This is a genomic window from Advenella sp. S44 (genome assembly GCF_002810445.1).
In the GTDB taxonomy this organism is placed as follows: domain Bacteria; phylum Pseudomonadota; class Gammaproteobacteria; order Burkholderiales; family Burkholderiaceae_B; genus Advenella.
On record NZ_NEXS01000001.1, the window covers coordinates 169,309 to 193,739 of the forward strand.

Sequence of the window (24,431 nt, forward strand, 5' to 3'; positions counted from 1 at the left end):
TTTCTTTCTGTCACGGGGGATTTACCCCAATACCGGGCCGAGCGTGGAAAAAACTCGTATACTCTGACATCACTTTTATCAGTAAAACCTCAATTTTATGATTGGAAAAACCGCCACTGCTGCCCAATCGCGTTATTCGGCACCCGCGCTGGAAAAAGGGATGGCTATTCTTGAAGTCCTGAGCGAGAGCGCCCACGGCTGCACCATGAATGAACTGAGCGCCAGGCTCGGACGCTCGGTCAGCGAAATTTTCCGCATGGTGATTGTGCTGGAGAAACTCGGCTATATTGCCGCAGATTCCAGCGACCGCTACGCACTGACGCTGCGGCTATTCCATCTGGCCCACCGGCATTATCCGGTCCGCCAATTGACCGAATGCGCCCTGCCGCTGCTGCAGGAACTGGCCGTGCGCATCCAGCAGTCCTGTCATCTGAGTATTTACCGTCAGGGCAGACTGGTGATCATCGCACAGGTAGACAGCCCGGCCAGGTGGTCGCTTAGCCTGAAACTGGGCACAGAAATGGGACTGGGCGATACCTCATCGGGTCAGGTTCTGCTGGCCTTTTGCGATGACGAGGAACGCGCGCGCATGCTTCAGACGCATGTGCCCACAGACGGTGAACTCCTCCTGTCCGAAGTTCAGTTGCGCCGACAACTGGCCAAAGTCAGAAAAGCAGGATATTCAGTCATGAAAAGTCGACAGATCCAGGGCGTGACCAATATTGCAGCACCCGTACGCAACGAGCACGGCCAGGTCATTGCCGCCATCAATGTGCCTCATATCGCCCGTATCGATGCCTTGCACACGCCTTCAGCAGACGCCATACGCCCGATGCTGCTGGATACCGCAGCACACATCTCGCGTCGGCTGGGACATGAATAAAACCGCAAGGGCGTGCAGAATACAAACCTGCAAACCTGCGCCCCGGGCATATAACCCCGCATCACGGCTGGCTGGCCGGTATGTCAGGTGCTATTGCAATAATGACATTACACGTTGGCCAGCGATATTTGCCAAGCACAGTATTGCAACTGGCAATGGCAGCGGTGATCGAATCAGCGCGCCGGCTGCAAATGCCAATACGCGCCGCCTCTAGCAATACTATTCACTGAAAGCGACATCAAAGGTCATCACCGACGTCAGCGATTGTCCCGGCTCCAGCGGTTGGCCGCCAACCTGAGTCGGGTCGTAGGTGGCATTCAGGTTAAACGCATCGGACGTATTGCTGACCGGTTCAACGCAGAACCAGTCTTTGCCAGGCGGGCTATAGACTACCAGGAAATCCAGGGGCTGGGTGGCCGTCATGCGCAGGGTCCGCCGCTCGTGGGGCCAGTGAATGTCTGCCACGTGATCCCAGCCCGTGAAGGGATGATCAAACACATGCCGATCAATCGCAATGCCTTGTTTGAGTGCATCGGTATCCGGATGCATTGCCAGTTCCAGGGGCATGACTTCCTCATCGCTGATCCAGGCCTGCCCCACGCCCGCCGTCAACGTGGTGTTGGGATGACGAACGAAATACGGATGGTGTCCCATGCCCACCGGCATGGCCCGGTGTCCGGTATTGGTGACCGTCAGGTGCACCTTCAGTCTTAGCGGCTCCAGGACAAAACGCTGCGCGGCAACAAACGCATAGGGCCAGGCATCCGGCGTATGTGTATAACGTATGACAAGCTCGTTTTCCTGTTGTGACTCCACGGTCCAGGGCTTGTTGCGCACAATGCCATGGATGCTGTGCGGCGAATCGGGCTTGGCCGAAGGGTACGTCACCCGCTGCCCTTCAAACTCGAAGGTGCCATTACGCAGCCGTCCGAACCAGGGCAGCAGTGGAAAGCTGGACATTTCCGAAACCAGGCCATCGTCGATAGCCTGCCGCGAGGCATCGCGCAGCCACGGGCAAATAACGTTGTCGATGTGGTGCCGGTAACCGCAAATTGCGCCCCCGATGTGGGGAGCAACAATGAGTTCGGCCTGCTCGGCGCGCAGGGTAATCAGTTTCGTTTTACTCATTCCGTGTCCTTTCTGTGCAGTTCAAGTCGTAGCTGTCTAGTTCCAAGTCCTATCCTTGCAGTTTGATATCCGATCGGTGCAGTGGCAAGTTCTACCCGTGTCGCTCCGGTTCAGGCGTCAAGCGCCGTCTGTGAAGCGGCGTGCCAATAGCGCTGCAACCACCCCAACCCTTGCCGGGTCCCATTGGCAGGCCGGTATTCGCAGCCGATCCAACCGTCGTAACCAAGAGATTCGAGCTGCTCGAAGACATAGACATAATTGAGCTCTCCGGTGTCGGGCTCATGCCTGTCTGGCGCGCCGGCAATCTGCATATGGCCGATCAGACCAGCGCCAAACGATTCCCGGATATGACGGGTGACATCGCCTTCCGTTCGCTGGCAGTGGTAAAGATCCATTTGAAGGCGCAGGTTTTCCATATTGACCTGCGCCAACACGTCGCGGGCCTGGGCCTGGCCCGACAGAAAATAGCCGGGCATGTCTGTCGGATTGATCGGTTCTATCATCAGCTCCAGACCGGCGCCCTGCAGCAGGCTTGCCGCTTTTGACAAGGTGTCCAGGTACTGTTCGTGCGCAGCGGCGCGCGCAGCCTGATCGCTTACGATGCCGGCCATCACGTGAATGCGTGGCACGCCCAGGATTAGCGCATAGTCTATCGCCTTTTTTACGCCGTCCAGGCACTCGGTCTGGCGACCGGGCAGGCACGCCAGACCCCTTTCACCGGCCTGCGCGACGCCGGGCGGCGCGTTGATAAGGACCTGGTGCAATCCATGGTCCTGCAACCGGCGGCGGATCTGATCCGCCTCTTCGTCATACGGAAACAGGCATTCGACCCCCGCAAAACCATCCTGTGCCGCCATGGCATAGCGGTCCAGAAAGGGAACCTCGGTGTACAACAAGGACAGGTTTGCAGCAAACTTCAGCATTACTGATACCCCATCTGCGCCAGCAGGGTATCGGGCACGGTGATGCCTTCTTCTCGCGCCGTATTGGCCAGATTATGACGGCGCGCGCCGGGCAGGCGTACCCCGTCGTCTTCCAGCATGGCGGCGATCAGGTCTTCAAGACGATTGAAATACGTTTGCTGGCCGGCCAGGGCCTGAGGGTCAATGAGGATGAACGCCTGGCCCAGGCGAGGTTCGTTGCCGGTGTCATCATAAAGCGGATCGGCCTCATAGCCAAAGTTGGCCCCGGTAAGCGCAACGCACAGCACTTCGACCATGAGCGCCAGCATTGATCCTTTGACCCCGCCAGCGGCCTGCATACTGCCTTTGAGGGCTGCCTTCGCGTCATTGGTGGGTCGGCCTTCGCTATCGAGCGCCCAGCCATCGGGAATCGGTTTATCATCGCGTGCCGCCAGAATCACCTTGCCCCGAGCCACCTGCGATAAAGACAAGTCAATGACCACCGGCTCGGCCTGCTCGCGTGGAAACGCCGCGGCAATGGGATTGGTGCCAAACAGCGGCCGTTTGCCGCCCCACGCCGTAATGGCCGAAGGCGAATTGCTGAAGGCCAGGCCGATCAGTCCGGCCTGGGCCACTGGCTCCAGATGATAGGCTGCCATGCCGAAATGATGACTGTTGGTCACGCCCGCAATACAGATGCCGGTTTGCCTGGCCTTTTCTATCGCTTTTGTAATTGCCAGTTCGCAGCCCGGAAAGGCCAGGCCGGTGCGGGCGTCCACCAGTAGCGCCGAGGCTTTTTCCTGAACAATTTCCGGCTCTGCGGCCCCATCGGCCCGTCCCGAAGACAGATGCAGCGCATAACTGGGTACGCGCGATACGCCATGCGTGGCAATGCCGTGCGCATCTGCAAAGACCAGCGCCTTGGCGGTTGTCTCGGCCATGACCGGGTTCGCCCCGGCGGCCGCCAGCGTGTCCTGTGCCAGGGTGATCAGGGAAGAAAGTGAAATTGTGCTCATGCTGCCTCGTCCATATTGTTTGTGTGTCATTCATGGTTGTGCTGTGAGCTCAATTCGCAGCACAACCTGCTTCTACCTAATGATAATTCAGGAAACCGCCGCCTGCCGGGGATCGCCGTGGCAGCGGCTAATTTGTTGTGTTCTCAAATTAGACCGACGAATACAAACAGACCGACGTTGCCTCGAAGTCTGAAAAAAGATTGCTTGGCGCTCGGGCCGCGGTATCTTGCTCGGGACTGTGTTTGTCAAATTTTCCGAACGCCATGAAACGGCGCTGGCGGGGCGTTGGTCAGGAGGGCTATCGGGCAGGTGGTGGCTGAAAGGCGTGGCGGGAAGGCGCTGACAAAGTGACCCTAAAAGGCCGACGCTATCCGGGAGGTGCTATCCGGGAGAGGAGATGGTCGGAAGGCACGAGCCGCAAGAGACGCGCACCCGGAGTTGCGGACCGGGGCGCGAGCAGAAAAAGCAGTGCCGCAAATCAATGGCCCTGCTTACGCGATCGCCGCCGCGGCCAGGGCCGTGATGCCGGCCCAGTCTTTTGCCTGCACCAAGTGCCCCGGCGCCAGCCAGGAACCGCCAACGCAGGCCACGTTAGGCAGGGCCAGATAGGCCGCTGCGTTTGTCGCGTCAATCCCGCCAGTCGGGCAAAAGACGATATCGGGCAAGGGGCTGTGTAGCGACTTGAGCAGTGACACGCCGCCTACGGCTTCTGCCGGAAATAGCTTTTGGGCCGAAAAACCGGCATCAAAGGCGTTCATGGCCTCGGTCGGCGTGGCGACCCCCGGCAAAAACGGCACCTGGTTGGCGGCCAATGCCGGCAGCAGGGCGGCGGGCAGGCCCGGCGATATCGCAAAACGCGCACCGGCCTGCAGCGCCGCTTCCAGCTGGCCTGCGTCCCGCACCGTACCTACGCCGATCAAGGCTTGCGGAAATGCATTCACCAACTCGCGCACGCCATCGAGTGCGGCGGGTGTACGCAATGTGATTTCAAATGTGTTAATGCCCCCGTCCAGCAATGCACGGGTGACCTGCAGCGCCTCGTCAACCGACTGAATGACCATGACCGGCATGACCGGTCCGCGCTTGAGAATGGCAAGTGTATCCACGACGGTATTTCCTTTCTAATTTAAGTTCTCACTGCGACAACAGAACTGGTCCCCCGGTTCAGGCAAGACAGCAGTATCTGCGCAGCCGATTGCATTACCGGCTTTACAGCAAATACTGTCCTTGTTGATGTTGACCTCAGTTCAATTGTGATTTACGCATTCCAGGATACCAGTTTACCCGGATTGAGAATATTATTCGGATCATAGGCATGCTTGATGAGCCGCATCAGCTCCAGCGCATCGTCTCCGTGCTCTTCCTTCAGGAATGCCATTTTGTGAATGCCCACACCATGCTCGCCCGAGCATGTGCCATCCATACGAATAGCGCGCGATACCAGACGACGGTTGATGCCTTCAGACATCTCCCATTCTTCGCGGCTGTCAGGGTCGATCAGCATCTGCACATGGAAGTTGCCATCGCCCACATGGCCCACGATCGTATAGGGAAACGGCATCCCTTCAAGCTCCTGAGCCGTTTCGCTCACGCATTCGGCAAGCCGGGAAATCGGGACGCACACATCGGTGGCGACCGAACGTGAACCCGGACGCAACTGCAAGCCTGAATAGTGCGAATTGTGACGGGCTGTCCACAAGCGCTTGCGGTCCTCGGGCTTTTCAGCCCATTCAAAATCCATGCCGCCATTGTCCCGGGCAATTTCCTGCACGATTTCCGCCTGTTCCCGCACGCCGGTCTCGCTGCCGTGAAATTCGAACAGCAATAGCGGTGTTTCCTTCAGGGTCAGCTTGCTGTAGGCATTGACGGCCTTCACTGCGCGCGTGTCCATGAACTCCACCCGGGCTATTGCCACGCCCGACTGCATCACTTCAATGACGGACTGCACGGCAGATTCCAGCGTCGGAAAGTTGCATATGGCTGCGGTGACGGCTTCCGGTTGCGGGTACACCCGCACGGTAACTTCGACAATAATACCCAGCGTGCCTTCGCTGCCAACAAACAGCCGGGTCAGGTCATAGCCCGAAGACGATTTGCGGGCACGGCTGCTGGTACGAATCACTTTGCCGGCCGCCGTGACCACTTTCATGGAAACCACATTCTCGCGCATGGTGCCGTAGCGCACCGCATTCGTGCCCGAGGCCCTGGTGCTGGTCATGCCGCCAATGGACGCATGCGCGCCCGGATCGATGGGAAAAAACAGGCCCGTGTGACGAATTTCCTCATTGAGCTGAGTGCGGATGACGCCGGGTTGCACGGTAACGGTGAAGTCTTCGGCATTGACGGCCAGCACCCTGTTCATCTCGGCAAAGTCCAGGGTGACGCCGCCTTCAATGGGCAGGACGTGCCCTTCCAGTGATGAGCCAATGCCAAACGGGATCACCGGCACGTTGTACTGATTGCAGATTTTGACCGCATCGACCACTTCTTCGGTGTCGCGCGGGAAGATGACGGCATCGGGCGGGCATACCGGATACGGAGATTCGTCGGTACCGTGGTGCTCGCGCACGGCCATGGAGGTAATAAAACGTTCGCCGAACCGCGCCTGGAATGCCGCGACGGCGGCATCCGGAAGGCGGCGGGTGGCTTTTTTTTCCAGAACTGTCATAGTATGCTCACTGCCCTGCTGTCGTGTATTTCGTTTGACATCAGCAAAGCCTCAATAATAATAAAAAATCCGGCGTGATAACCCACAATCGCGGGCCATATACTGGCCGCCTGCGAGGGCATGCTGCCCGGCACCGCAGCAAGCGTTGCATGGCAGCCCGAAATAACCCGGCTGCCCTGCCATTTTGCCATGGTCCGGGCGTTTACCCATACCCACCAGCACCACGTCCTTCACAATGCAGGTCGCCATGCGCAGTTCCGGTGCCAAAGACCACATATCATGCAACGCTGACCACCGGTCATGTAAACAAGCCGATCAGTGATTATCGCGCGACTCGCCCCGCGTTTGGATAATATCCACATAAGCGGTCGCCGCTTCCAGACAGGCGCCATCGCCCTGCTGACCCACCATGCCACGGTAGATCTCCTCCCACGGCGTCATGTTCAGCAATTCTGGTTTAACCCAGGCCTCGCGTCGCGCCCGCAGTTCCTCGTCGGAAAGCAAGACATCAACGCGACAGGCGTTCAGGTCAACCCTGACGATATCACCGGTGCACAGCAAGGCAAGTCCGCCACCGACGGCCGACTCGGGCGAGACGTTCAGAATGGACGGGCTGGCCGAGGTTCCACTCTGGCGACCATCGCCCATGGTAGGCAGCGTATCAATTCCCTTGTTAAGCAGATAGGCAGGCGGCTGCATATTGACCACTTCGGCGCCCCCCGGGTAGCCCACCGGGCCGCTGTTGCGAATGACAAGTATTGATTTATCGTCAATTCCCAAAGCAAGATCCTCAATACGATCATGATAATCTTCCGGGCCTTCAAAAACCACTGCCTTCAGATCCATGACGTTCGGGTGCGCCGGGTCGGACAGGAAACGGGCACGGAATTTGTCGTCAATCACACTTGTCTTAATGACAGCATTGTCGAACAGATTGCCGGTAAGTACAACATAGCCGGCAGCCTCTTTAAGCGGCGTATCGTAGGCCCGAATCACTTCCCGGTCCGGCGCCGGCACCTGGGCCAGATTGTCGGCCAGTGTCTTGCCGGTCACGGTCATGGCCGTGCCGTCTATTTTACCGGCATCCAGCAGTTCTTTCATGACTGCCGGCACGCCGCCCGCACGGTGAAACGCTTCACCAAGAAAACGCCCCGCCGGCTGGCAATCGACCAGCAACGGAATTTCCGGGCCCAGGCGCTGCCAGTCTGCCAGCGTGTGATCGACGCCCATATGGCGAGCAATGGCTACCATGTGTATCGGACAATTGGATGAACCGCCTAGCGCGGCCGCTGCGACCACGGCATTTTCAAAGGCGGCGCGGGTCATGATATCGGACGGACGCAAATTTTCCCCAACCATCTCGACAATACGACGCCCGGTCTCATAGGCCATCCAGCCGCGTTCCCGGTGCGGACCCGGGATGGCTGCACAACCGGGCAGCGACATGCCAAGCGCTTCGGCCAGCGAATTCATGGACAATGCCGTGCCCATGGTATTGCAGTGCCCCACCGACGGCGCCGACGACGCAACGTTGTTCATAAATTCTTCATAGTCGATTTCACCGGCAGACAGACGCTTGCGCGCGTCCCAGACCACAGTGCCCGAGCCGGCCAGCTTGCCCTTCCACCAACCGTCTAGCATGGGTCCGCCGGAAAGCACAATAGCGGGGATATTGACAGTGGCAGCAGCCATCAGGCAGGCCGGCGTCGTTTTGTCACAACCTGTGGTCAGCACGACGCCGTCCAGTGGATAGCCGTGCAGGATTTCGACCAGACCCAGATAGGCCAGATTGCGGTCAAGGGCGGCGGTCGGGCGCTTGCCCGTTTCCTGTATCGGATGCACCGGAAACTCCAGCGGAATCCCGCCCATATCACGAATGCCATCACGTACCCGTGTAGCCAGCTGCACATGATGACGGTTGCATGGAGATAGATCGGAACCCGTCTGCGCAATGCCGATAATGGGCTTTCCCGATTGCAGTTCTTCCCGGGTAATACCGTAATTCATATAGCGCTCGATATACAGGGCAGTCATGCCTGGATTGGCCGGATTGTCAAACCACCGGCGGCTGCGCAAAGGCTTTTGTTCTGACGTAGACATAACGGGTTCCTTCTATTTCAATTGTAATAATACTCAGGCGTCGGAGGCCTCTTTGGCCGCTTCCAGTACGCCTTCAACGGTTTCCTTGCCAATTTTGGCCTTCAGGCTTTCCACAATCGGGGCAACTTTCTCACGGATTTTCTCTTTTTCCTCGGTAGAAAACTCGGCCACCTTCACGTTGTTCTCTTTCAGATACTTGAGTGCATCCTCATTGCCCTGCCGACTGGCCTTGCGCTGAAATTGCTGACTCTCTTTTGCTGCTTCGGTGATCACATCTTTTTCGTCCTGTGATAACTGGTCGAACCATTTTTTCGATGCCAGGAAAACAAATGGGGTATAGACGTGGTTGGAAAGCGTCAGGTAAGGCTGCACTTCATAGAATTTACTGGTCTGGATGGTAGACAATGGGTTCTCCTGACCGTCCACTGTTTTGGTTTCCAGCGCGGTGAACAACTCTGTAAACGGCATGGGAATCGCATTGGCGCCCAGCCCCTTGAACACGCTCAGGGCGACCTGGTTTTGCATCACACGCAGCTTGATGCCGTTGATGTCATCCATCTTGGAAATTTCGTGACGGGAATTGGTGATATTGCGAAATCCATTTTCCCAGTAGTTCAATCCGATCAGGCCCTTGGCAGGCAGTTTGTCCAGCAGCTTTTTGCCTTCAGGACCATCCAGTACCGTATCGGCCACTTTTTCGTTATCGAACAGGAACGGCAGGTCAAAGACACCGAATTCCGGAATCAGGCTGGCAATCGGTGCCGTGGACACAAAGGTGATTTCACCGGAACCGCTGATCAGGGAGTTGATTAGCTGTTCATCGGGGCCCAGCGCGCCATTGCCGAAGGTCCTGACCTTCATTTTGCCATCGCTCAGCTTGCTGACCACTTCGGCAAAGTGGGCAGAGGCCTTGCCTGTAGGACTGTCATCGGCAAGGCCGTAGCCAAAGCGGATGATGCGTGGCTTGATGTCCTTGGCCCACACCGCCGCGGAACCCATGCCCAGCAGTGCTACCGCTGTCATGCCTACAATCGTCTTTTTCAAAGTTTTCATTTTCGTCTCCAGAGTATTGGTATTGAATGCAAATCAGTAGAACCAGTTCATCGGTACAATGACGATCTGCGGAAAAATCACAAGCAGCATAATCAACAGTGTGTAAGCCGCCACATAAGGCCACACACCTTTGATAATATCTTCCATACGGATGCGGGCCACACCGCAGACCACATTCAGTACGGTTCCCACCGGTGGCGTCAGCAGGCCGGCGCAACCGACCATGATGAATATCACGCCGAAATAAGTGGGATCGATGCCCGCTTCCTTGATCACAGGCATGAGCACCGGCGCCAGGATCAGGATAGTGGGCGTCAGGTCCATGGCAGTGCCTACCAAAATCAGAAGCACCACAAGAACAAGCATCAGCAGTACGGGCGAGTCAACCAGAGGGCCAAGCATTGCAATCAGCTCCCTGGGCAGATCGGCCAGCGTGATCATATAAGAGGTGACCAGGGCCGCCGCCACGAGGAACATGACCACGCTGGTGGTTGTTGCGGAGTTCACCAGCAGTTTCATCAAGTCGCGTGGTTTAATTTCGCGATATATCACCATGCCCACGAACAGCGCATAAACAGCGGCCACGGCTGCCGCTTCGGTCGGCGTAAAAATGCCGAAGCGCAAGCCGCCGATAATGATAACCGGTAGCACCAGCGCCCAACCCGAATCACGCAGCGCCTTGGCCCTGACAGGCCAGGGTTCCTTGGGAAATGGCTTGAAGCTGGTGGAGCGGCGCGCCACCCAGGTCCATACCAGCGCCAGGGTCAGCCCCATCAGCAGGCCCGGTACAATCCCGGCCATGAACAGCTTGGTAACCGAAATATTGGTGGCCACGCCGAAAATAATGAATGAAATGGACGGTGGAATGATGGGTGCAATAATGCCGCCGGCAGCGATCAGGCCGGTGGATTGTTTCATGTCATAGCCGCGGTCGCGCAGCATGGGCACCAGCATGGCGGCAAGCGCCGCTGAGTCGGCAACAGCAGAACCGGAGAGTGCCGCCAGCAACACACTTGCCATAATGGCCACATAACCCAGCCCGCCGTGTACATGCCCCACCAGGGAACTTGCCAGCGCGACCATGCGGCGCGACATCCCGCCGGCGTTCATGGCCTCGCCAGCCAGCATGAACAGCGGGACAGCCATGAGTGAAAAATTGTCGGCGCCGGCAAGCATATTTTGCGCAAGAATCTGGACATCGAAAAAATCCAGATAGAACATCAGCCCGACAGCGGAAAGCAGTAACGCAAATGCGATTGGCATGCCAAATGCCATAAAACCGAGCAGCACGGAAAGAAAGATGGTGACAGTCATATTGTTTTCCCCTGGTACTCGTTATTCAATCTCGTCGCTGTTGTCGACAGCGGTTCTGAAGCGATACCGATAGGCGCGGTCTGTCGGCGTCATGATGGCAATCGCAATATCGCCAATGGCAAGAACAAACATGGCCGCGGCGCTGAACCATACCATGCCGCTGAACAGGGCCTGCGGCCACCCCGTGACGGGCAGCGAGGTATTCACACCAATGACCATCTGATCCCATCCGCCATCCATCAACAGCCAAAGGATCCACATGATGATCAACTGGCGCAAAATGTGTATGATTTTTTGCAACATGACAGGCAGTCGGTCAAGCAGCATGTTCACGCCCAGATGCTGCTTGGTCCGAAACGCAATGACCGTGCCCAGGAAAATCAGCCAGACAAACGACATCCGGGCGACCTCCTCGGAAATGGTAATGCCCGAGTTAAAGCCGTACCTGAGGACGACGTTGCCAAACACCAGCAGCAGCATCACCAGTACGCAAAGCCCCAGTACATAGGTCAGTGTTTTTTCCACCGTTCGCGTAATCGCTGCCACCGATTGGAAAACAGGACTTTCCAGTATCGTCATGAATATCTCCTTTTGCTAAGACGCGATGCGGCTTCTGGCTGCATGCATCATTTTTTTTTCTGCGTTGCATCCCATGTATGGGACACAGTCGCACGGGTTTGTGACGCTACGGTGTCGTCAATAGGTTGCCCGCCCGCCGGACAAGTCGAATACCGCGCCTGTGCTGAAGGCACACTCTTCAGAGGCCAGCCAGCAGATCATGGAGGCAGCCTCGTCCACAGCAAGAAACCGCTTCATCGGAATCCGCGACAACATATAGTCGATATGTTCCTGTGACATCGAATCGAAAATCTCAGTCTTTGCTGCCGCGGGGGTAATGGCGTTGACCAGAATATTGCGTTCTGCCAGCTCCTTGCCCAGCGATTTGGTCAGTCCGATCAGCCCGGCCTTGGAAGCGCTGTAATGCGATGCATTCGGATTGCCCTCTTTGCCGGCAATAGAAGCGATGTTCACGATGCGGCCATAGCCGTTTTCCAGCATGGCCGGCACCAGCACGCGGCAGGTATAGTAAGGGGCCATCAGGTTAGTTTGCACCACCTGCTGCCATACGGCAGGATCCAGTTCCCAGGTCACCCCGTTGCCGCCGGTGATGCCGGCGTTGTTCACCAGAATATCGACCTTGCCATATTGCTTCAACGTATCGTCGGCCGCGTTTTGCACGGCGGCCAGATCGGTCAGATCCAGTGCATGCGCAGTGACCTTGCCCAATGCGCTCAGTTGCTGGCGCGTTTGCTCCAGACGGTCCGCATCCAGATCCCACAGCGCGACTGACGCGCCCGATTGCAGCATGCGTTTTGCAGCAGCCAGGCCAATACCACGCGCGCCCCCCGTAATGACGGCTACCCGGTTCTGTAAACTGTTCTGACTCATTGTCTATCCTTGTCGTAAATTAAAGTGTTGCCGGCATGCCGATACCATAGTGCTGCGCAGAATCCTGCAGCAGGGGCGTAATGGACGGATGCAGAACGACGCCGTTTTTCTTTTGCCGCTCATACAATGCCAGCCCGCGATCCCCGGGCATGCGGACATTGTCAAAGCCTGGCCGAGGCGGATTGTTGCGGCAGGCGTCGGCAATCCAGTCCATCTGACGCAGGAACGCCTCGTTGCCGCCAAAGGCGCCCGGATCATACAGGCTGACGAAAACCGTCGCGCCCCATCCCTTGATGTTGTCGGCCCGGCCATGACCGGCCAGACCGCCGGTCAGCGCTTCTATCAGCAATGCCAGGCCAAATCCCTTATGCCCCACCGACAGGCCGCCCAGTGGCAAAATCGTGCCGGGCGGGTCCTGGTTCAGTACAGCGGGGTCGCGCGTTGGTTTGCCAGTACTGTCAAGCAGCCACTCTTCCTCGAATTGCCTGCCTTCCCTGGCCAGACGGCCGCTCATGCCGTTTGTGGTAATAGAGGCGGAAATATCAACCAGAAAGGGCTTTGCCGACGGTATGCCAACGGCAATAGGATTGGGCGTAAATACGGCGCGGGTCCCACCGAATGGCGCCACGCTCTGGCCGGCAGGATCCGAGCAACTGAGCACGATCAGCATATTTTGACGAATCGCGCGTAACAGGTAACTGGCCAGGCAGGCAATGTGATGGCTCTGCCTGATGACAGCCGTGGCAGTGCCATATTGCCGCGCGCGCGGCACGAGCATGTCTATTGTCTGGTTTACCAGCCAAGGCCCGGGCAGGCGGCGTCCGTCCAGCAGCAGCGATGCCCCTTTGTCGCTGACAATATCGGCGCTGCCTTGCCGGGTCATCTGCCCCTGTTCAACCTGCTTCAGGTAGGGATTGAGCAACGCCAGGCCGTGGGTGGTGTGGCCCAGCAAATCCCCATCAAGCAGGACATCTGCGACCGTTCGCGCAATAGCGTCCGAGGTGCCGGCGGCCGCCAGTAACGCGCGCGCAAATTCGCGCAATGTCTCGGCATCATATCGGTCGCCGTCCTGTTGCACAGCGTGGTTTGCAGTCTGGTTCATGTGTTGATTCCTGGTTTGTTGACCGGGTCCTCATTACCGCCGGATGGCGGTTTGGATTTCCCGAGGAACAGTTTGATAAAGGGAACGGACCAGATCAGAATCGCCACCACGCCCAGCACAGCGGCGATGGGACGACTGAAGAACATGGAAAAATCTCCGTCTGCCTTAATCATGGACGAAATAAAGTTTTCTTCAAGCATGCCACCCAGCACGACGCCCAGCACGGCCGGTGCAATAGGGAACTCGTTTTCTTCCATGACATAGGCAAGCAGGCCCATCATCATCATGATGATCACGTCAAAAGGACTATTGTTGATGGCGAACGTACCCACAATACTGAACAGCAAAATGATGGGCATGAGCATAGAACGGGGCACCCGCAATACATTGCGGGCAATCTTGACCAGGGCATAACCCAGCGGCAGCATAATGATATTGGCAATAATAAACACCAGGAAAATCGAATACATTTCGACCGCATTGTTGGTAAAGATCATGGGGCCCGGCGTCAGATTTTTCATATACAGCACACCGACCACAATCGCCGTGATGGAGTCGCCCGGTATCCCAAAAACCAGCGCCGGGATCCATGCACCGGCCAGCGCAGAGTTGTTCGAGGCGCCGGCCTCGACAATGCCTTCCACATGCCCGGTGCCGAATTTTTCAGGTTCTTTGGAAAACTTCTTGCTCATGCCATATGACATCCAGGCGGCAATGTCGGCGCCAGCCCCCGGCAATGCGCCTACCACGGTACCCAGCACGCTGCCGCGCAGAATGGATAGCGGATACTTTTTGGTCAGCGTCCACATGCCGGTAAAGATATTGCCGATCTGCGCCTTGACCTCGCCCAGTCGATCCTGGGAATTGACGGCGTAACGCAAGACTTCGGCAATCGCAAACATGCCGACCATCATGGGCAGCAAGGTGACGCCATTCATCAGATCTTCATTGCCGAAGGTAAAGCGCGGATAGGCCGCCGGATTATTCATGCCCACGCAGGCCAGCAACAGGCCGATCAGCAGCGACACAAAGCCCTTGAGCTGGCTGGCCGGGGTAATCACGATCGAGCAGGACAGCCCCAGCACAACGAGCCAGAAAAACTCATACGAAGAAAAATTGAGCGCAAAGTTGGCCAGCATGGGCGCGCATGTGATGAGCACGAGCGTGCCAAACAGGCCGCCAACAAACGAGAACACAATACTGGCTCCCAGCGCCTGATCGGCCAGGCCCTTGCGGGTCATGTTGTAGGCTTCATCCGTGTAGGCCGCCGATGACGGCGTACCGGGGATTCGTAGCAGACATCCGGGCACGTCGCCCGACGTGATGGCCATGGCCGTGGAGGTCACCATCATGGCAATGGCGGGCACCGGGTCCATAAAGAAAGTGACCGGCACCAGAAGCGCGACCGCCATGGTGGCGCTCAGGCCAGGTATGGCGCCGACAAACAGGCCGAAAATGGCGGCCACCAGAATGACGCCCAGTACGAATGGGTCGGCGACCAGACCAAGCGCAGCGGTAAAGTTGCTCATGAACATAGGGTCACCATGCGAAGGATTCCAGCAGTCCCCAGGGCAGCGGAACTTCCAGAATATTGTAGAAAGAAAAGTGGATCAGCAGCACGCCGATCACAGTCAGAATCGCACTGCGCAGGGGCTTGACGCCGAACACCAGGAAGGTGATCATCAGGATAATGCCGGATGCAATAAAAAAGCCCAGCCATTCCGCGGTCAGAAAATAGAAAACAAGCGCCGCCGGAATCATGCAGAAGCGCAAAAACGTAACCATATTCAAGCCCGGCCAGGCCAGCCACCGCTGATTATCCTGGCTGCGTCGGCTTTGCACAAGCAGACAGACTGAACAGATGAGCAAGCCGATAGCAATCAGGCGCGGGAACAGCCCCGATCCAAACTCCTGGCCGGGCGTGGGCGGAAACGACAGCGCCATGACAAAAACGATAATGGCAAAAATGCCGATGATAATGCCGGAAAGGGTATCACTGATCTTCATGGGAATTTTCCACAGGGTCGGCAGCGTGGTCCGGCGCGCCAGGCGCACCGGACCGACTACCCGGTTCATATCAATTTATTTGGCCATACCGATGGCTTTGAGAACCTCGCCGAAATCTTCCGTGGATTTGGCCATGTACTCGCCGTAATCCTTGCTGTTGGCATACGCTGCCCCAAAGCCGCGCTTGGACATGAAATCGCGGAATTCCTTGCTCTCATTAACGTTCTTGAGTGCGGCTTCCAGTTTGGCGGTTATATCATCCGGCAACCCCTTGGGACCGGCAATGCCGCGCCAGACGCCCACCGTCCAGTCATTGCCGGTCGTTTCCTTCAGTGTCGGCACATCGGGATACATGGGCGAGCGCTCTTTGGACATAATGGCCAGCGGCTTGGCTTTGCCCGCGTCAATCATCGAGCGCGCTTCCGGCAGCGAGGTGGGCACGATATCAATGCCGCCGGCCACCAGTTCCAGCATGGCTGGTGCTGAGCCGTTGGACGGCACAAAAGGCACTGAATTAGGCGGCAAACCCGCATTGTTCACCAGCCCGGCGATAGCAATATGCCAGATGCCGCCCTGCCCGGTTCCCGATGCCTTCAGTTTGCCCGGATTAGCCTTGATGGCCTCCATCAGCCCTTTCATGTCTTTGTAGTCTGAAGTCGCACTCACCGTCACACCGGCAGGGTCCTCATTCATCAGCGCCAGCGGGGTGTAGTCGGCAGGCGTAATCGTCGTCAGGCCCAGATGTTTCATGGTCGCGATTTCAACCGTGAGCATGCCCAGCGTATAGCCGTCGGGTTTGGCTTTGGAGATAGCCATATGGCCCACCACACCATTGCCGCCGGTGCGGTTGACAACATTGACCGGGTTATCCAGTTCTTTTTCAAGCAGCGTGGCGATCATGCGGGCCGTGGCGTCTGTTCCTCCACCTGCACCCCAGGGCACGATCATGGTGATGGGGCGCTCGGGATAGGCTGCGTGAGCCATGCCTGCGCTCACTGCCATCGTCAACCCCAGCAATGCTTTAAGCGTATTGCGTTTGTTCATATTTGTCTCCGATTACAGGCAACTCCAGCGCAGCCGGGCTCCTGATCTATATTGTCCATACACGCCGGTTGCGTGACGGCCGATTCTGTTTTTACACGTTTACCACTGCGGTCAGGTGGCTGCCACCCTTTGGCGGGTGGTCGGATGCCTGACCTCAACAACAACCTGAATTCCGCAAGGAGATTCAGGATCAAACAAACGTGGCGCCTCCTTCGCGCCACGCCTTGCCGGCTTTACGCCTGCACAACCTTTTGCGTCTGTTCGCCCAGACCTTCAATGCCCAGACGCATGGTCTGGCCAGCCTTCAGGTAAACAGGCTCGGGTTTAACACCCATGCCCACGCCCGGTGGCGTGCCTGTGGAAATCACATCGCATGGCTGCAGGCTCATGAAGTTGCTCAGGTAAGAAACGATGGTTGCCACATCAAAAATCATTTTGGCGGTGGTCCCGTCCTGATAGCGTTTGCCGTCCACTTCCAGCCATAGATTCAGGGCTTGCGGGTCAGGCACGTCATCGGCCGTGACCAGCCAGGGTCCGATAGGGCCGAACGTGTCGCAGCCCTTGCCCTTGTCCCATGTGCCGCCTCTTTCGATCTGATATTCGCGTTCCGACACGTCGTTAATAACGCAATAGCCGGCCACATAGGACAGTGCGTCTTCCTTGCTGATATAACGGGCCTCTTTGCCGATAACCACGCCCAGCTCGACTTCCCAGTCTGTTTTCTTCGACCCGCGAGGGATCGCCACGTCATCATTGGGACCCACAATGGCGCTGGTCCACTTGTTGAATACGACAGGCTCAGAGGGCTCAGGCAGGCCGGACTCGGCCGCGTGGTCAGAATAATTCAGGCCGATGCAAACGAATTTGCCAATGTTGGCCACACATGGTCCGATTCGCGGATTGCCTTCAACAACGGGCAGCGTGGACAGATCCAGTTCGCGCAGGCGCGCCAGGCCTTCTGCGCTGATGGTGCTGCCGTCAATGTCGCCGATGACGCCAGACAGGTCTCGGATGCGGCCGTCGCTGTCGACGATGCCTGGTTTTTCTTGCTTGCTTTCCCCATAACGGATGAGTTTCATACTGACTCCTGTTGGTTTGTGTATGCCGATGTCGCTGCGCCGGCTTGCTGATAGTCGTTGTAGTGCTTTTGCACATGATCCAGGTGCCGGTACATGGCTTCGGAAGCCTTGGCCGGGTTGCGTTCGGCCAGGGCTCGCACAATATGTTCGTGATCATCAAACGTCGATTGCAGAATCGACGGTATGACGGTTGTGATCGTACGGCTCTTGCGGCTGAGCAGACTGATGCTTTGCGCCACCCTTTGCAGGTAAACGTTGCCGCAGGCATTGATGATGGTCTGGTGCAGTTCTATATCCAGATGCCGAATGGCTTCGTGGTCATTGCGGGCCAGCGCGGCGCGCGCTTCCTCGACATTGACGCGCAGGCGCTCAATTTCCGCTTCGGTCAGCCGCTCGCAGGCCAGGCGCGTAATGCCGCCTTCGATAATTTTGCGCGCATCGAACAACTCGTTGATCTGGTCAAAGTGTAGGTCGATCAGCAGGCTGAGCGGCTCGATCAGGTCTTCCACATTAAGCGAACTGATGAAGTTGCCTTCGCCCTGCTGAATCTTGACCAGCCCCAGCAGCGACAGGCCCCGGATAGCTTCCCGAACCGCAGGCCTGCCCACATCAAACAATACCGCCAGCTCGCGCTCTGGCGGCAATTGCTGGCCAGCCACCAGTTGCCCCTTGCGGATCATATCGATCAATCGCTGGGCAACCAGTTCCGACACGGAGCGGGATTTGATGGCTTCGAACTTCACTTTTCTATTTTCACGCTTTCTGTTTCAGCTGGGCCGTTCGTCTGAAATCATCCAGACTACACGACGGATTTCGGGTTCGCGTTCAATGGTAAGACCACTGAATGCCATGCCGCAACTGTAGGAAACCCTAAGTTGGGTTACTTCAAACTGCGTCCAGTTCCGCCAGCCTGGCACGGTCGGGATAACCTTCAGTGTCGCCTGCAACCTGTACTGCACACGCCCCGATGATGGTGGCACGGCGCACGCTGGCCTGCCAGTCCAGTCCTTCGAGTCGACCGCTGATCAGACCGGCGGCAAAGCCATCCCCGGCGCCCACAGTATCCACGACTTTCTCCACCGGATAGCCAGGAATCCGAAACGGATGGTCCCCAGCCTGTCCGAACGCGCCGCGGGCGCCCAGCTTGACAACTACCGCCTGCGCGCCCAGGCCCCGATAAAATGCCGCAATCCCCTCTTCACTGTCGGCACCTGTGAGAATACGGCCCTCTTCCAGGCCGGGCAGCACCCAGTCGGCCAGGCCGGCCAGCTCATTAAGGCGCGTCCGCATCAGTTCAACGGACCCCCACAAGGCAGGGCGCAGATTGGGATCAAAGGAAACCGTTCCACCCGCGCGGCGCATGTGCTGCATGGCGGCGACGGTCAGCGCATAGGTGCCAGCATTCAGGGCCGGGAAAATACCGGTGACATGCAGATGCCGGGCCTGGCCCAGCCAGTCCGGGTCCAGATCATGTGCCGTCATGGCGCTGGCGGCAGAGCCCGAGCGATAATATTCAATTGGCGGGTCGCCCTCGGTGACTTTGCCCTTGAGCATAAAACCGGTGCGCTCACGCGGCACCATCAGCACGCGCGAGCAATCGATGGCTTCCTGCTCCATAACATTTTTCAAGTACTTGCCCATGGTATCCTCACCAAGCCGGCTGGCCCAGGCGACTTTTGCGTTCAGCCGCGCCAGGGCTATGCCCACATTGGTTTCGGCGCCTGCCGTCATTTTGTGAAAGGTATGCACCGCTTCCAGCGGCCCCGGTTCGGCAGCCACCAGCAGTACCATCATTTCTCCAAACAGCGCCACATCAAATGTCGCCATATCTTTACTCTCCAGTCATTATCTGTGTTTTCTGATTCTGTACGTGCCCGTGCAGCAGTTGTTGCCGGGCGATATCAAAACGCTTGTTAGTCCAAGGGCAGGCACGCGATCTAATGCGTCTGCGGGCACGCCGCCTGCCAAGCCTGTACAAACCGCTGTGCACGTTCACGTGTCACTGCCACCGGCTGCCCCGGCCGATACAGGTCGGACCCCAACCCGGCGCCGGCGCAACCCGCCCCGACATAGCTGCCCAGGTTTTCGGGATTGATGCCGCCGACCGCATACACCGGTACTTGCGCGGGCAAAACCGCCTTGAGTGCCTTGACGTAATCCGGCCCGAACACGCTGGACGGAAACAGTTTGAGAGCCTGGGCGCCCGCCTGCAAGGCGGCAAAGGCCTCACTGGCGGTGGCAAACCCGGCGCAGACCTGGAAACCGTAGGTGCTGACCGCCTCGGAGATCAGCGCCGGGCTGGTGTTGGGGGTAACCATCAGCCTGCCGCCAGCCGCAGACAGCTGCGTCAGGTGCTCTGGAGTCAGGACCGTTCCGGCCCCGATCATCAGGCTCTCGCCAAAGGCCTGGCTCACCCGCTGCACACTGACCTGCCAGTCTGGCGAGTTGGTGGGGATTTCAATGGCGTCAAAGCCCGCCTCATGCAACGCTTGCACGTGATCGAGCACTTCGTCGGGACCGATGCCGCGCAAAATGGCGATCAGCGGCAACTCAGGTGTCCAGGGATTCATGTATTTTCCTTATTCCGTTCAAAATGGCCGTATCGGCATCCTGGGTGGTAAACGCAATACCGGCCAGGTGCAGGGCGCGGTCATAGCGCGTAAAGAGCGAACCGCTGCCCACTAGCGTGACTGGCGTATCGGCCGAGACCGAAAAACGCTGGCGCATATCGCGCACTTCAGAGCCGATCAGCAGCCCCGAGAGGTAATCATCAACCTGCTGGGCAGCCAGATGACCCAAAATATACCGCGCCCTGACGGTAAACAGCTCGCTCATGGTGTCGCTGGCGGCAAGTCCTGCCATCACGCCGCGATCAAAGGACTCGGGGTGTGGTTCGGTCGCCGGCAGGCCGCGGCCCAGCAGCGAATGATGGCGCAGTACGTCGAACAGCTCCCCGGTCATGACCGTCGTAAAGCTGTGGATGACATCGTGGTGGACGCGCGCCCATTTGCTGTGCGTGCCAGGCAGTATAAACAGGGCAGATGCCGTCTCTTGCAGTGCGCCCAGCAACTGGGTTTCCTCGCCTCGCATTACATCGGCGCCATCCGGGCCGGGCACGCACACCCCCGGAATAATACCAGCCTGGGCAGGCCAGCCTGGATCGACCGACGTCAGGCTTGTGCCCAGCGTATTGAGCGATACCGGGCAGGGCAGATAGTTTGCCTGTTGCCAACCGACATTGCTGCCCGCCATGCCGGCAATGTAGATGCGTGAAATATCGGCCTGCACGATCTGCATTTGTTGCAGCAGGTCTTGCAGCACAGCGGGAAACGACTGGTTCTGCATCCGTGTAATGCCAAAAGGCGATACCGCACTTTTGACGGCAACGCCGTCTTCAACCAGCCACAATCGCAGATTGGTTGAACCCCAGTCTGCGGCAAGATAACGCGAAACCATGTTGTCTTCTTCTCCTGTTATAGCGCCCACGCATGCCGTGTTCGGTCCGACGCCTGCGGCCATTCAACGGCACAGGCGCCATGCAGTGGCGGCGATCAGCTTATCACAAATGAACAGACAACCCGACTGCGCAATACCTTTGTTTCATTACCGCAGCCACTGCGCCGGATCTTTTCGAGCTGCTCGTCAATCACGTTCGTCATTAGTCGGTCTACGCCGACCAGCTGACGATTTTGCCCGGATTGAAGATATTGTCGGGGTCATAGGCATGCTTGATGCTGCGCATCAGTTGCAGGGCGACTTCGCCATGTTCTGCTTTCAGAAAACCCATCTTGTGGATGCCCACGCCGTGCTCTCCGGTGCAGGTGCCGTCCATTTGTATGGCGCGCTGCACCAGGCGGTTGTTGATCTCTTCTGCCTGATGCCATTCCTGTTCATCATCGGCATCAATCATCATGACCACATGGAAATTGCCATCGCCGACATGGCCGACAATAGACCAGGGAAAGGCGACGCTTTGCAGATCGGTCGCGGTGTCGGTAACGCAATCGGCCAGGCGCGAAATGGGCACGCACACATCTGTGGTGATGGCGCGTCCACCAGGCCGTTGCTGCAGGCAGGCGAAATAGTAATTGTGGCGGGCCGTCCACAGCACGGTGCGCTGCTCGGGTTTTTCAGCCCACTGGAATGCCGTGCCCCCCTGCCCGGCGGTCAGTTCCTGCACGATCACGGCCTGTTCCGCAATGCCGGCGGGAGATCCGTGAAATTCGAATAGCAGCAGCGGCTGTTCGGCCAGCGCGGTTTTGCTGTAGGCATTGACAGCGCGCACGGCACGCTCATCCATGAACTCGACACGGGCAATGGGCACCCCGCTTTGCATAATGTCGGTCACGGCCTGCACAGCATGGCGCAACGTCGGGAACGAACACACCGCGGCAGTCACCGCCTCGGGCAGCGGATACACACGCAGGGTGATCTCCACAATCACGCCCAGCGTGCCTTCGCTGCCCACATATAAATGCGTCAGATCATAGCCGGCCGATGATTTGCGAGCACGGCTGCTGGTACGGATGACTTCGCCAGTTGCCGTGACCACTTTGAGCGACAGAACATTGTCGCGCATGGTCCCGTAGCGGACCGCGTTGGTCCCGGAAGCGCGGGTCGCCGTCATGCCGCCAATAGATGCGTGCGCGCCCGGGTCAATGGGAAAGAACAAACCAGTATGGCGAATCTCATCATTTAACTGTGTGCGAATGACTCCCGGCTGCACGGTTACGGTGAAATCTTCCGGCTGGACGGCCAGCACCTGATTCATGTCGCGAAAATCGATCGTGATGCCGCCTTCAATGGGTAGCACATGGCCTTCTATGGATGAACCAATGCCAAATGGAATAAGCGGCACATTGTGTTCGGTGCACAGCTGGACCGCCGCGATCACATCGTCCGTGTCTTTGGGAAAGAGCACGGCGTCTGGCGGTACCGGTGGATAAGCCGATTCATCACGAGCGTGATGTTCGCGCACGGCATGGGTTGTGGTGAAGCGCTCGCCGAAACGAGCAGTAAACGCCGCCACGGCGGCCTCGGAAAATTCTCTGCGAGGCATGCCGGAAGCGGGAGTGGCGGGAGTGTATGCCATGAGTGTGCGACCTTATAAAACGGCAATAAAAAAGGCAAAAATAAACGAGATTAAAAACCGGAAGAAACAAGGCAATAAAAAATGGGATAAAAGCAGGATAACAACGGGATTAAAAAGGGCAATAGCAATGTCGATGAATAATATCAGTCAAGGATGCGTGCCGCGTTCAGTACCCCTTGCGGATTGAGTGCCTCACGGATGCGGCGCATCACCTGCTGCTGGGTATCATCACGACTGTAATGAAGAAATGGTTTCTTCAGTCGGCCGATACCATGCTCGGCCGAAATGCTGCCATTGAACCTGCCGGTAAGTGCGTACACCGCCTCTTCTACCGGAACAATGTCGTCCGGATGCAGATGGCCGGTCGTCAAGTGCAAATTCCCATCGCCAAGATGACCAAAAAGCAGGTTGGAGGCCTGTGGCCAGCGCTGGCTGATCTGGGCCATGGCCTGTTCTATGAAGGTGCCCATATCCTTTAGCGGAATGCCTATATCGAAGGCCACGAATGGCCGCAGCGACGTGAATAGTTCTCCGATGCCATCACGAATCGCCCACAGATCTGCAGCGTGGTCCAGGCTTTGCGGCACGATGGCATCCTGGACGGCGCCGTTTTCAAGCATGGATTCCAGAAAAGCATCGAAACCGGCATGGAACATGGGCGTATCGGCGCCTTCGGTTTCGAGCAGCACGGTCAGTGGCCATGCGCCATCAAAGGGAAGAGCCCTGCCAGTAACCCTCGCAGCCTGGGCCACATAGTCGGCCCACATCACTTCAAAACTGGACAACTCCGGCAGCGCGCTGCGCGCCGCTTTCAGCAAGGGCGCGATCTGCGCGAACGAAGCCAGTCCGACCAGCGCCGAGCGCCGTGCCTGCGGACGCGGGAACAGGCGCACAACCACACGCGTGATAATGCCCAGCGTGCCCTCGGTGCCGATAAAAAGCTGCTTCAAATCCAGGCCGGTATTGTTTTTGAGAGTACGATCCAGCATTGTCATGATGGTGCCATCGGGCAGCACGACCTCCAGACCCAGCACCAGTTGCCGGGTGGTGCCGTAACGCAGGACCCGGTTGCCACCGGCATTGGTCGCCACGTTGCCCCCGAGCTGACAGGAGCCGCGCGCGCCAAGGTCCAGCGGAAAATACCAGCCTTTTTCTTCCACCGCAGCACACAGGGTCTCCAGCACAACGCCGGCCTGCACCAGCGCGGTACCACCCGCTTCATCGATATCTTCAATCTGGTTCAGCAGTTCGAGCGAAATGACCACATCGCCTTCATCAGGCGCTGCCCCGCCGGCCAGCCCGCTGCCGCCACCCGCGATGGTGATTTTCCGGTTATGCCTGGCGCACAGCCCAACCAGCGCAGCCACCTGCTCGACCGTCGCAGGGCGGGCCACCAGTTGCGGGGCACCTGCCTGCAGACCACTGGCGTCACTGCCGTATCGGGCAAGCGAGGCCGGGTCCGTCAAAACGTTCAGTTCTGGCGGCAATTGGGAAGTAAAGGGGTCTGACATGAAAAAGACGATCGTAAAAAATGAAGGAAGACTTATTCTATACGATCGTCAGGTACCTGATGGATATATCCGTGCCACGGCGA

23 protein-coding genes are annotated in these 24,431 nt (G+C 57.8%); 1 reads left to right on the forward strand and 22 read right to left on the reverse strand.

Annotated features, from left to right (window positions below; all coding sequences use genetic code 11):
- The first annotated feature begins 97 nt into the window (after window positions 1-97).
- Window positions 98-883 carry an IclR family transcriptional regulator gene (locus CAP48_RS00770; protein WP_100694121.1) on the forward strand — a complete coding sequence of 262 codons (786 nt, stop codon included), beginning with the start codon at window positions 98-100 and terminating at the stop codon, window positions 881-883.
- A 219-nt stretch (window positions 884-1,102) separates the two neighbouring features.
- On the opposite strand, the gene CAP48_RS00775 is transcribed toward CAP48_RS00770, so the two are convergent.
- The 22 genes from CAP48_RS00775 to CAP48_RS00880 all read right to left on the reverse strand — a co-directional run bounded on the left by CAP48_RS00775 (window position 1,103) and on the right by CAP48_RS00880 (window position 24,348).
- Window positions 1,103-2,011: an aldose 1-epimerase gene (locus tag CAP48_RS00775; RefSeq protein WP_100694122.1), complete on the reverse strand. Its 909-nt coding sequence runs from the start codon at window positions 2,009-2,011 to the stop codon at window positions 1,103-1,105.
- A 110-nt stretch (window positions 2,012-2,121) separates the two neighbouring features.
- Window positions 2,122-2,934, reverse strand: a complete 813-nt coding sequence (gene otnI / locus CAP48_RS00780) for a 2-oxo-tetronate isomerase (RefSeq protein ID WP_100694123.1) — start codon at window positions 2,932-2,934, stop codon at window positions 2,122-2,124.
- Window positions 2,934-3,929, reverse strand: coding sequence for an Ldh family oxidoreductase (locus tag CAP48_RS00785; RefSeq protein WP_100694124.1), 996 nt, complete (start codon window positions 3,927-3,929; stop codon window positions 2,934-2,936). Before CAP48_RS00785 ends, otnI begins: the two co-directional genes overlap by 1 nt.
- A 491-nt stretch (window positions 3,930-4,420) precedes the next feature.
- Window positions 4,421-5,035, reverse strand: coding sequence for a bifunctional 4-hydroxy-2-oxoglutarate aldolase/2-dehydro-3-deoxy-phosphogluconate aldolase (locus CAP48_RS00790; RefSeq protein ID WP_100694125.1), 615 nt, complete (start codon window positions 5,033-5,035; stop codon window positions 4,421-4,423).
- A 152-nt stretch (window positions 5,036-5,187) separates the two neighbouring features.
- Window positions 5,188-6,597 (reverse strand): FAD-binding oxidoreductase, encoded by a 1,410-nt coding sequence (locus CAP48_RS00795; protein WP_100694126.1) that lies wholly within the window; start codon window positions 6,595-6,597, stop codon window positions 5,188-5,190.
- A 51-nt stretch (window positions 6,598-6,648) separates the two neighbouring features.
- Window positions 6,649-6,846 carry a hypothetical protein gene (locus tag CAP48_RS20285; RefSeq protein WP_192871260.1) on the reverse strand — a complete coding sequence of 66 codons (198 nt, stop codon included), beginning with the start codon at window positions 6,844-6,846 and terminating at the stop codon, window positions 6,649-6,651.
- Window positions 6,847-6,912: 66 nt separating this feature from the next.
- Window positions 6,913-8,697, reverse strand: a complete 1,785-nt coding sequence (locus CAP48_RS00805) for an IlvD/Edd family dehydratase (protein WP_100694127.1) — start codon at window positions 8,695-8,697, stop codon at window positions 6,913-6,915.
- 33 nt (window positions 8,698-8,730) lie between these two features.
- Entirely contained in the window at window positions 8,731-9,750 is a 1,020-nt protein-coding gene (locus CAP48_RS00810; RefSeq protein WP_100694128.1) for a TRAP transporter substrate-binding protein, read from the reverse strand.
- 33 nt (window positions 9,751-9,783) lie between these two features.
- Window positions 9,784-11,064: a TRAP transporter large permease subunit gene (locus CAP48_RS00815; RefSeq protein ID WP_100694129.1), complete on the reverse strand. Its 1,281-nt coding sequence runs from the start codon at window positions 11,062-11,064 to the stop codon at window positions 9,784-9,786.
- A gap of 21 nt (window positions 11,065-11,085) precedes the next feature.
- Window positions 11,086-11,643: a TRAP transporter small permease gene (locus tag CAP48_RS00820; RefSeq protein ID WP_100694130.1), complete on the reverse strand. Its 558-nt coding sequence runs from the start codon at window positions 11,641-11,643 to the stop codon at window positions 11,086-11,088.
- 117 nt (window positions 11,644-11,760) lie between these two features.
- Window positions 11,761-12,513, reverse strand: coding sequence for an SDR family NAD(P)-dependent oxidoreductase (locus CAP48_RS00825; protein WP_100694131.1), 753 nt, complete (start codon window positions 12,511-12,513; stop codon window positions 11,761-11,763).
- 19 nt (window positions 12,514-12,532) lie between these two features.
- Entirely contained in the window at window positions 12,533-13,615 is a 1,083-nt protein-coding gene (locus tag CAP48_RS00830) for an Ldh family oxidoreductase (protein WP_100694132.1), read from the reverse strand.
- Complete coding sequence (locus CAP48_RS00835; RefSeq protein ID WP_100694682.1) at window positions 13,612-15,144, reverse strand: tripartite tricarboxylate transporter permease; 1,533 nt, start codon at window positions 15,142-15,144, stop codon at window positions 13,612-13,614. The genes CAP48_RS00830 and CAP48_RS00835 overlap by 4 nt, the downstream gene beginning before the upstream one ends.
- Before the next feature lie 10 nt (window positions 15,145-15,154).
- Complete coding sequence (locus CAP48_RS00840; RefSeq protein ID WP_100694133.1) at window positions 15,155-15,691, reverse strand: tripartite tricarboxylate transporter TctB family protein; 537 nt, start codon at window positions 15,689-15,691, stop codon at window positions 15,155-15,157.
- Between the two features lie 6 nt (window positions 15,692-15,697).
- Window positions 15,698-16,666: a tripartite tricarboxylate transporter substrate binding protein gene (locus CAP48_RS00845; protein WP_100694134.1), complete on the reverse strand. Its 969-nt coding sequence runs from the start codon at window positions 16,664-16,666 to the stop codon at window positions 15,698-15,700.
- Between the two features lie 233 nt (window positions 16,667-16,899).
- On the reverse strand, window positions 16,900-17,745 hold the full coding sequence (locus CAP48_RS00850) for a fumarylacetoacetate hydrolase family protein (RefSeq protein WP_100694135.1): 846 nt from the start codon (window positions 17,743-17,745) through the stop codon (window positions 16,900-16,902).
- Window positions 17,742-18,488, reverse strand: coding sequence for a FadR/GntR family transcriptional regulator (locus CAP48_RS00855; RefSeq protein WP_100694136.1), 747 nt, complete (start codon window positions 18,486-18,488; stop codon window positions 17,742-17,744). The genes CAP48_RS00850 and CAP48_RS00855 overlap by 4 nt, the downstream gene beginning before the upstream one ends.
- Before the next feature lie 142 nt (window positions 18,489-18,630).
- Complete coding sequence (locus CAP48_RS00860) at window positions 18,631-19,572, reverse strand: sugar kinase (RefSeq protein WP_100694137.1); 942 nt, start codon at window positions 19,570-19,572, stop codon at window positions 18,631-18,633.
- A 110-nt stretch (window positions 19,573-19,682) separates the two neighbouring features.
- On the reverse strand, window positions 19,683-20,315 hold the full coding sequence (locus CAP48_RS00865; protein WP_100694138.1) for a 2-dehydro-3-deoxy-6-phosphogalactonate aldolase: 633 nt from the start codon (window positions 20,313-20,315) through the stop codon (window positions 19,683-19,685).
- Window positions 20,296-21,201, reverse strand: a complete 906-nt coding sequence (locus tag CAP48_RS00870; RefSeq protein ID WP_161495167.1) for a 2-dehydro-3-deoxygalactonokinase — start codon at window positions 21,199-21,201, stop codon at window positions 20,296-20,298. The genes CAP48_RS00865 and CAP48_RS00870 overlap by 20 nt, the downstream gene beginning before the upstream one ends.
- A gap of 211 nt (window positions 21,202-21,412) precedes the next feature.
- Window positions 21,413-22,837: an FAD-binding oxidoreductase gene (locus tag CAP48_RS00875; protein WP_100694140.1), complete on the reverse strand. Its 1,425-nt coding sequence runs from the start codon at window positions 22,835-22,837 to the stop codon at window positions 21,413-21,415.
- Between the two features lie 143 nt (window positions 22,838-22,980).
- Window positions 22,981-24,348 (reverse strand): FAD-binding oxidoreductase, encoded by a 1,368-nt coding sequence (locus tag CAP48_RS00880; RefSeq protein WP_100694141.1) that lies wholly within the window; start codon window positions 24,346-24,348, stop codon window positions 22,981-22,983.
- Window positions 24,349-24,431 lie beyond the last annotated feature (83 nt).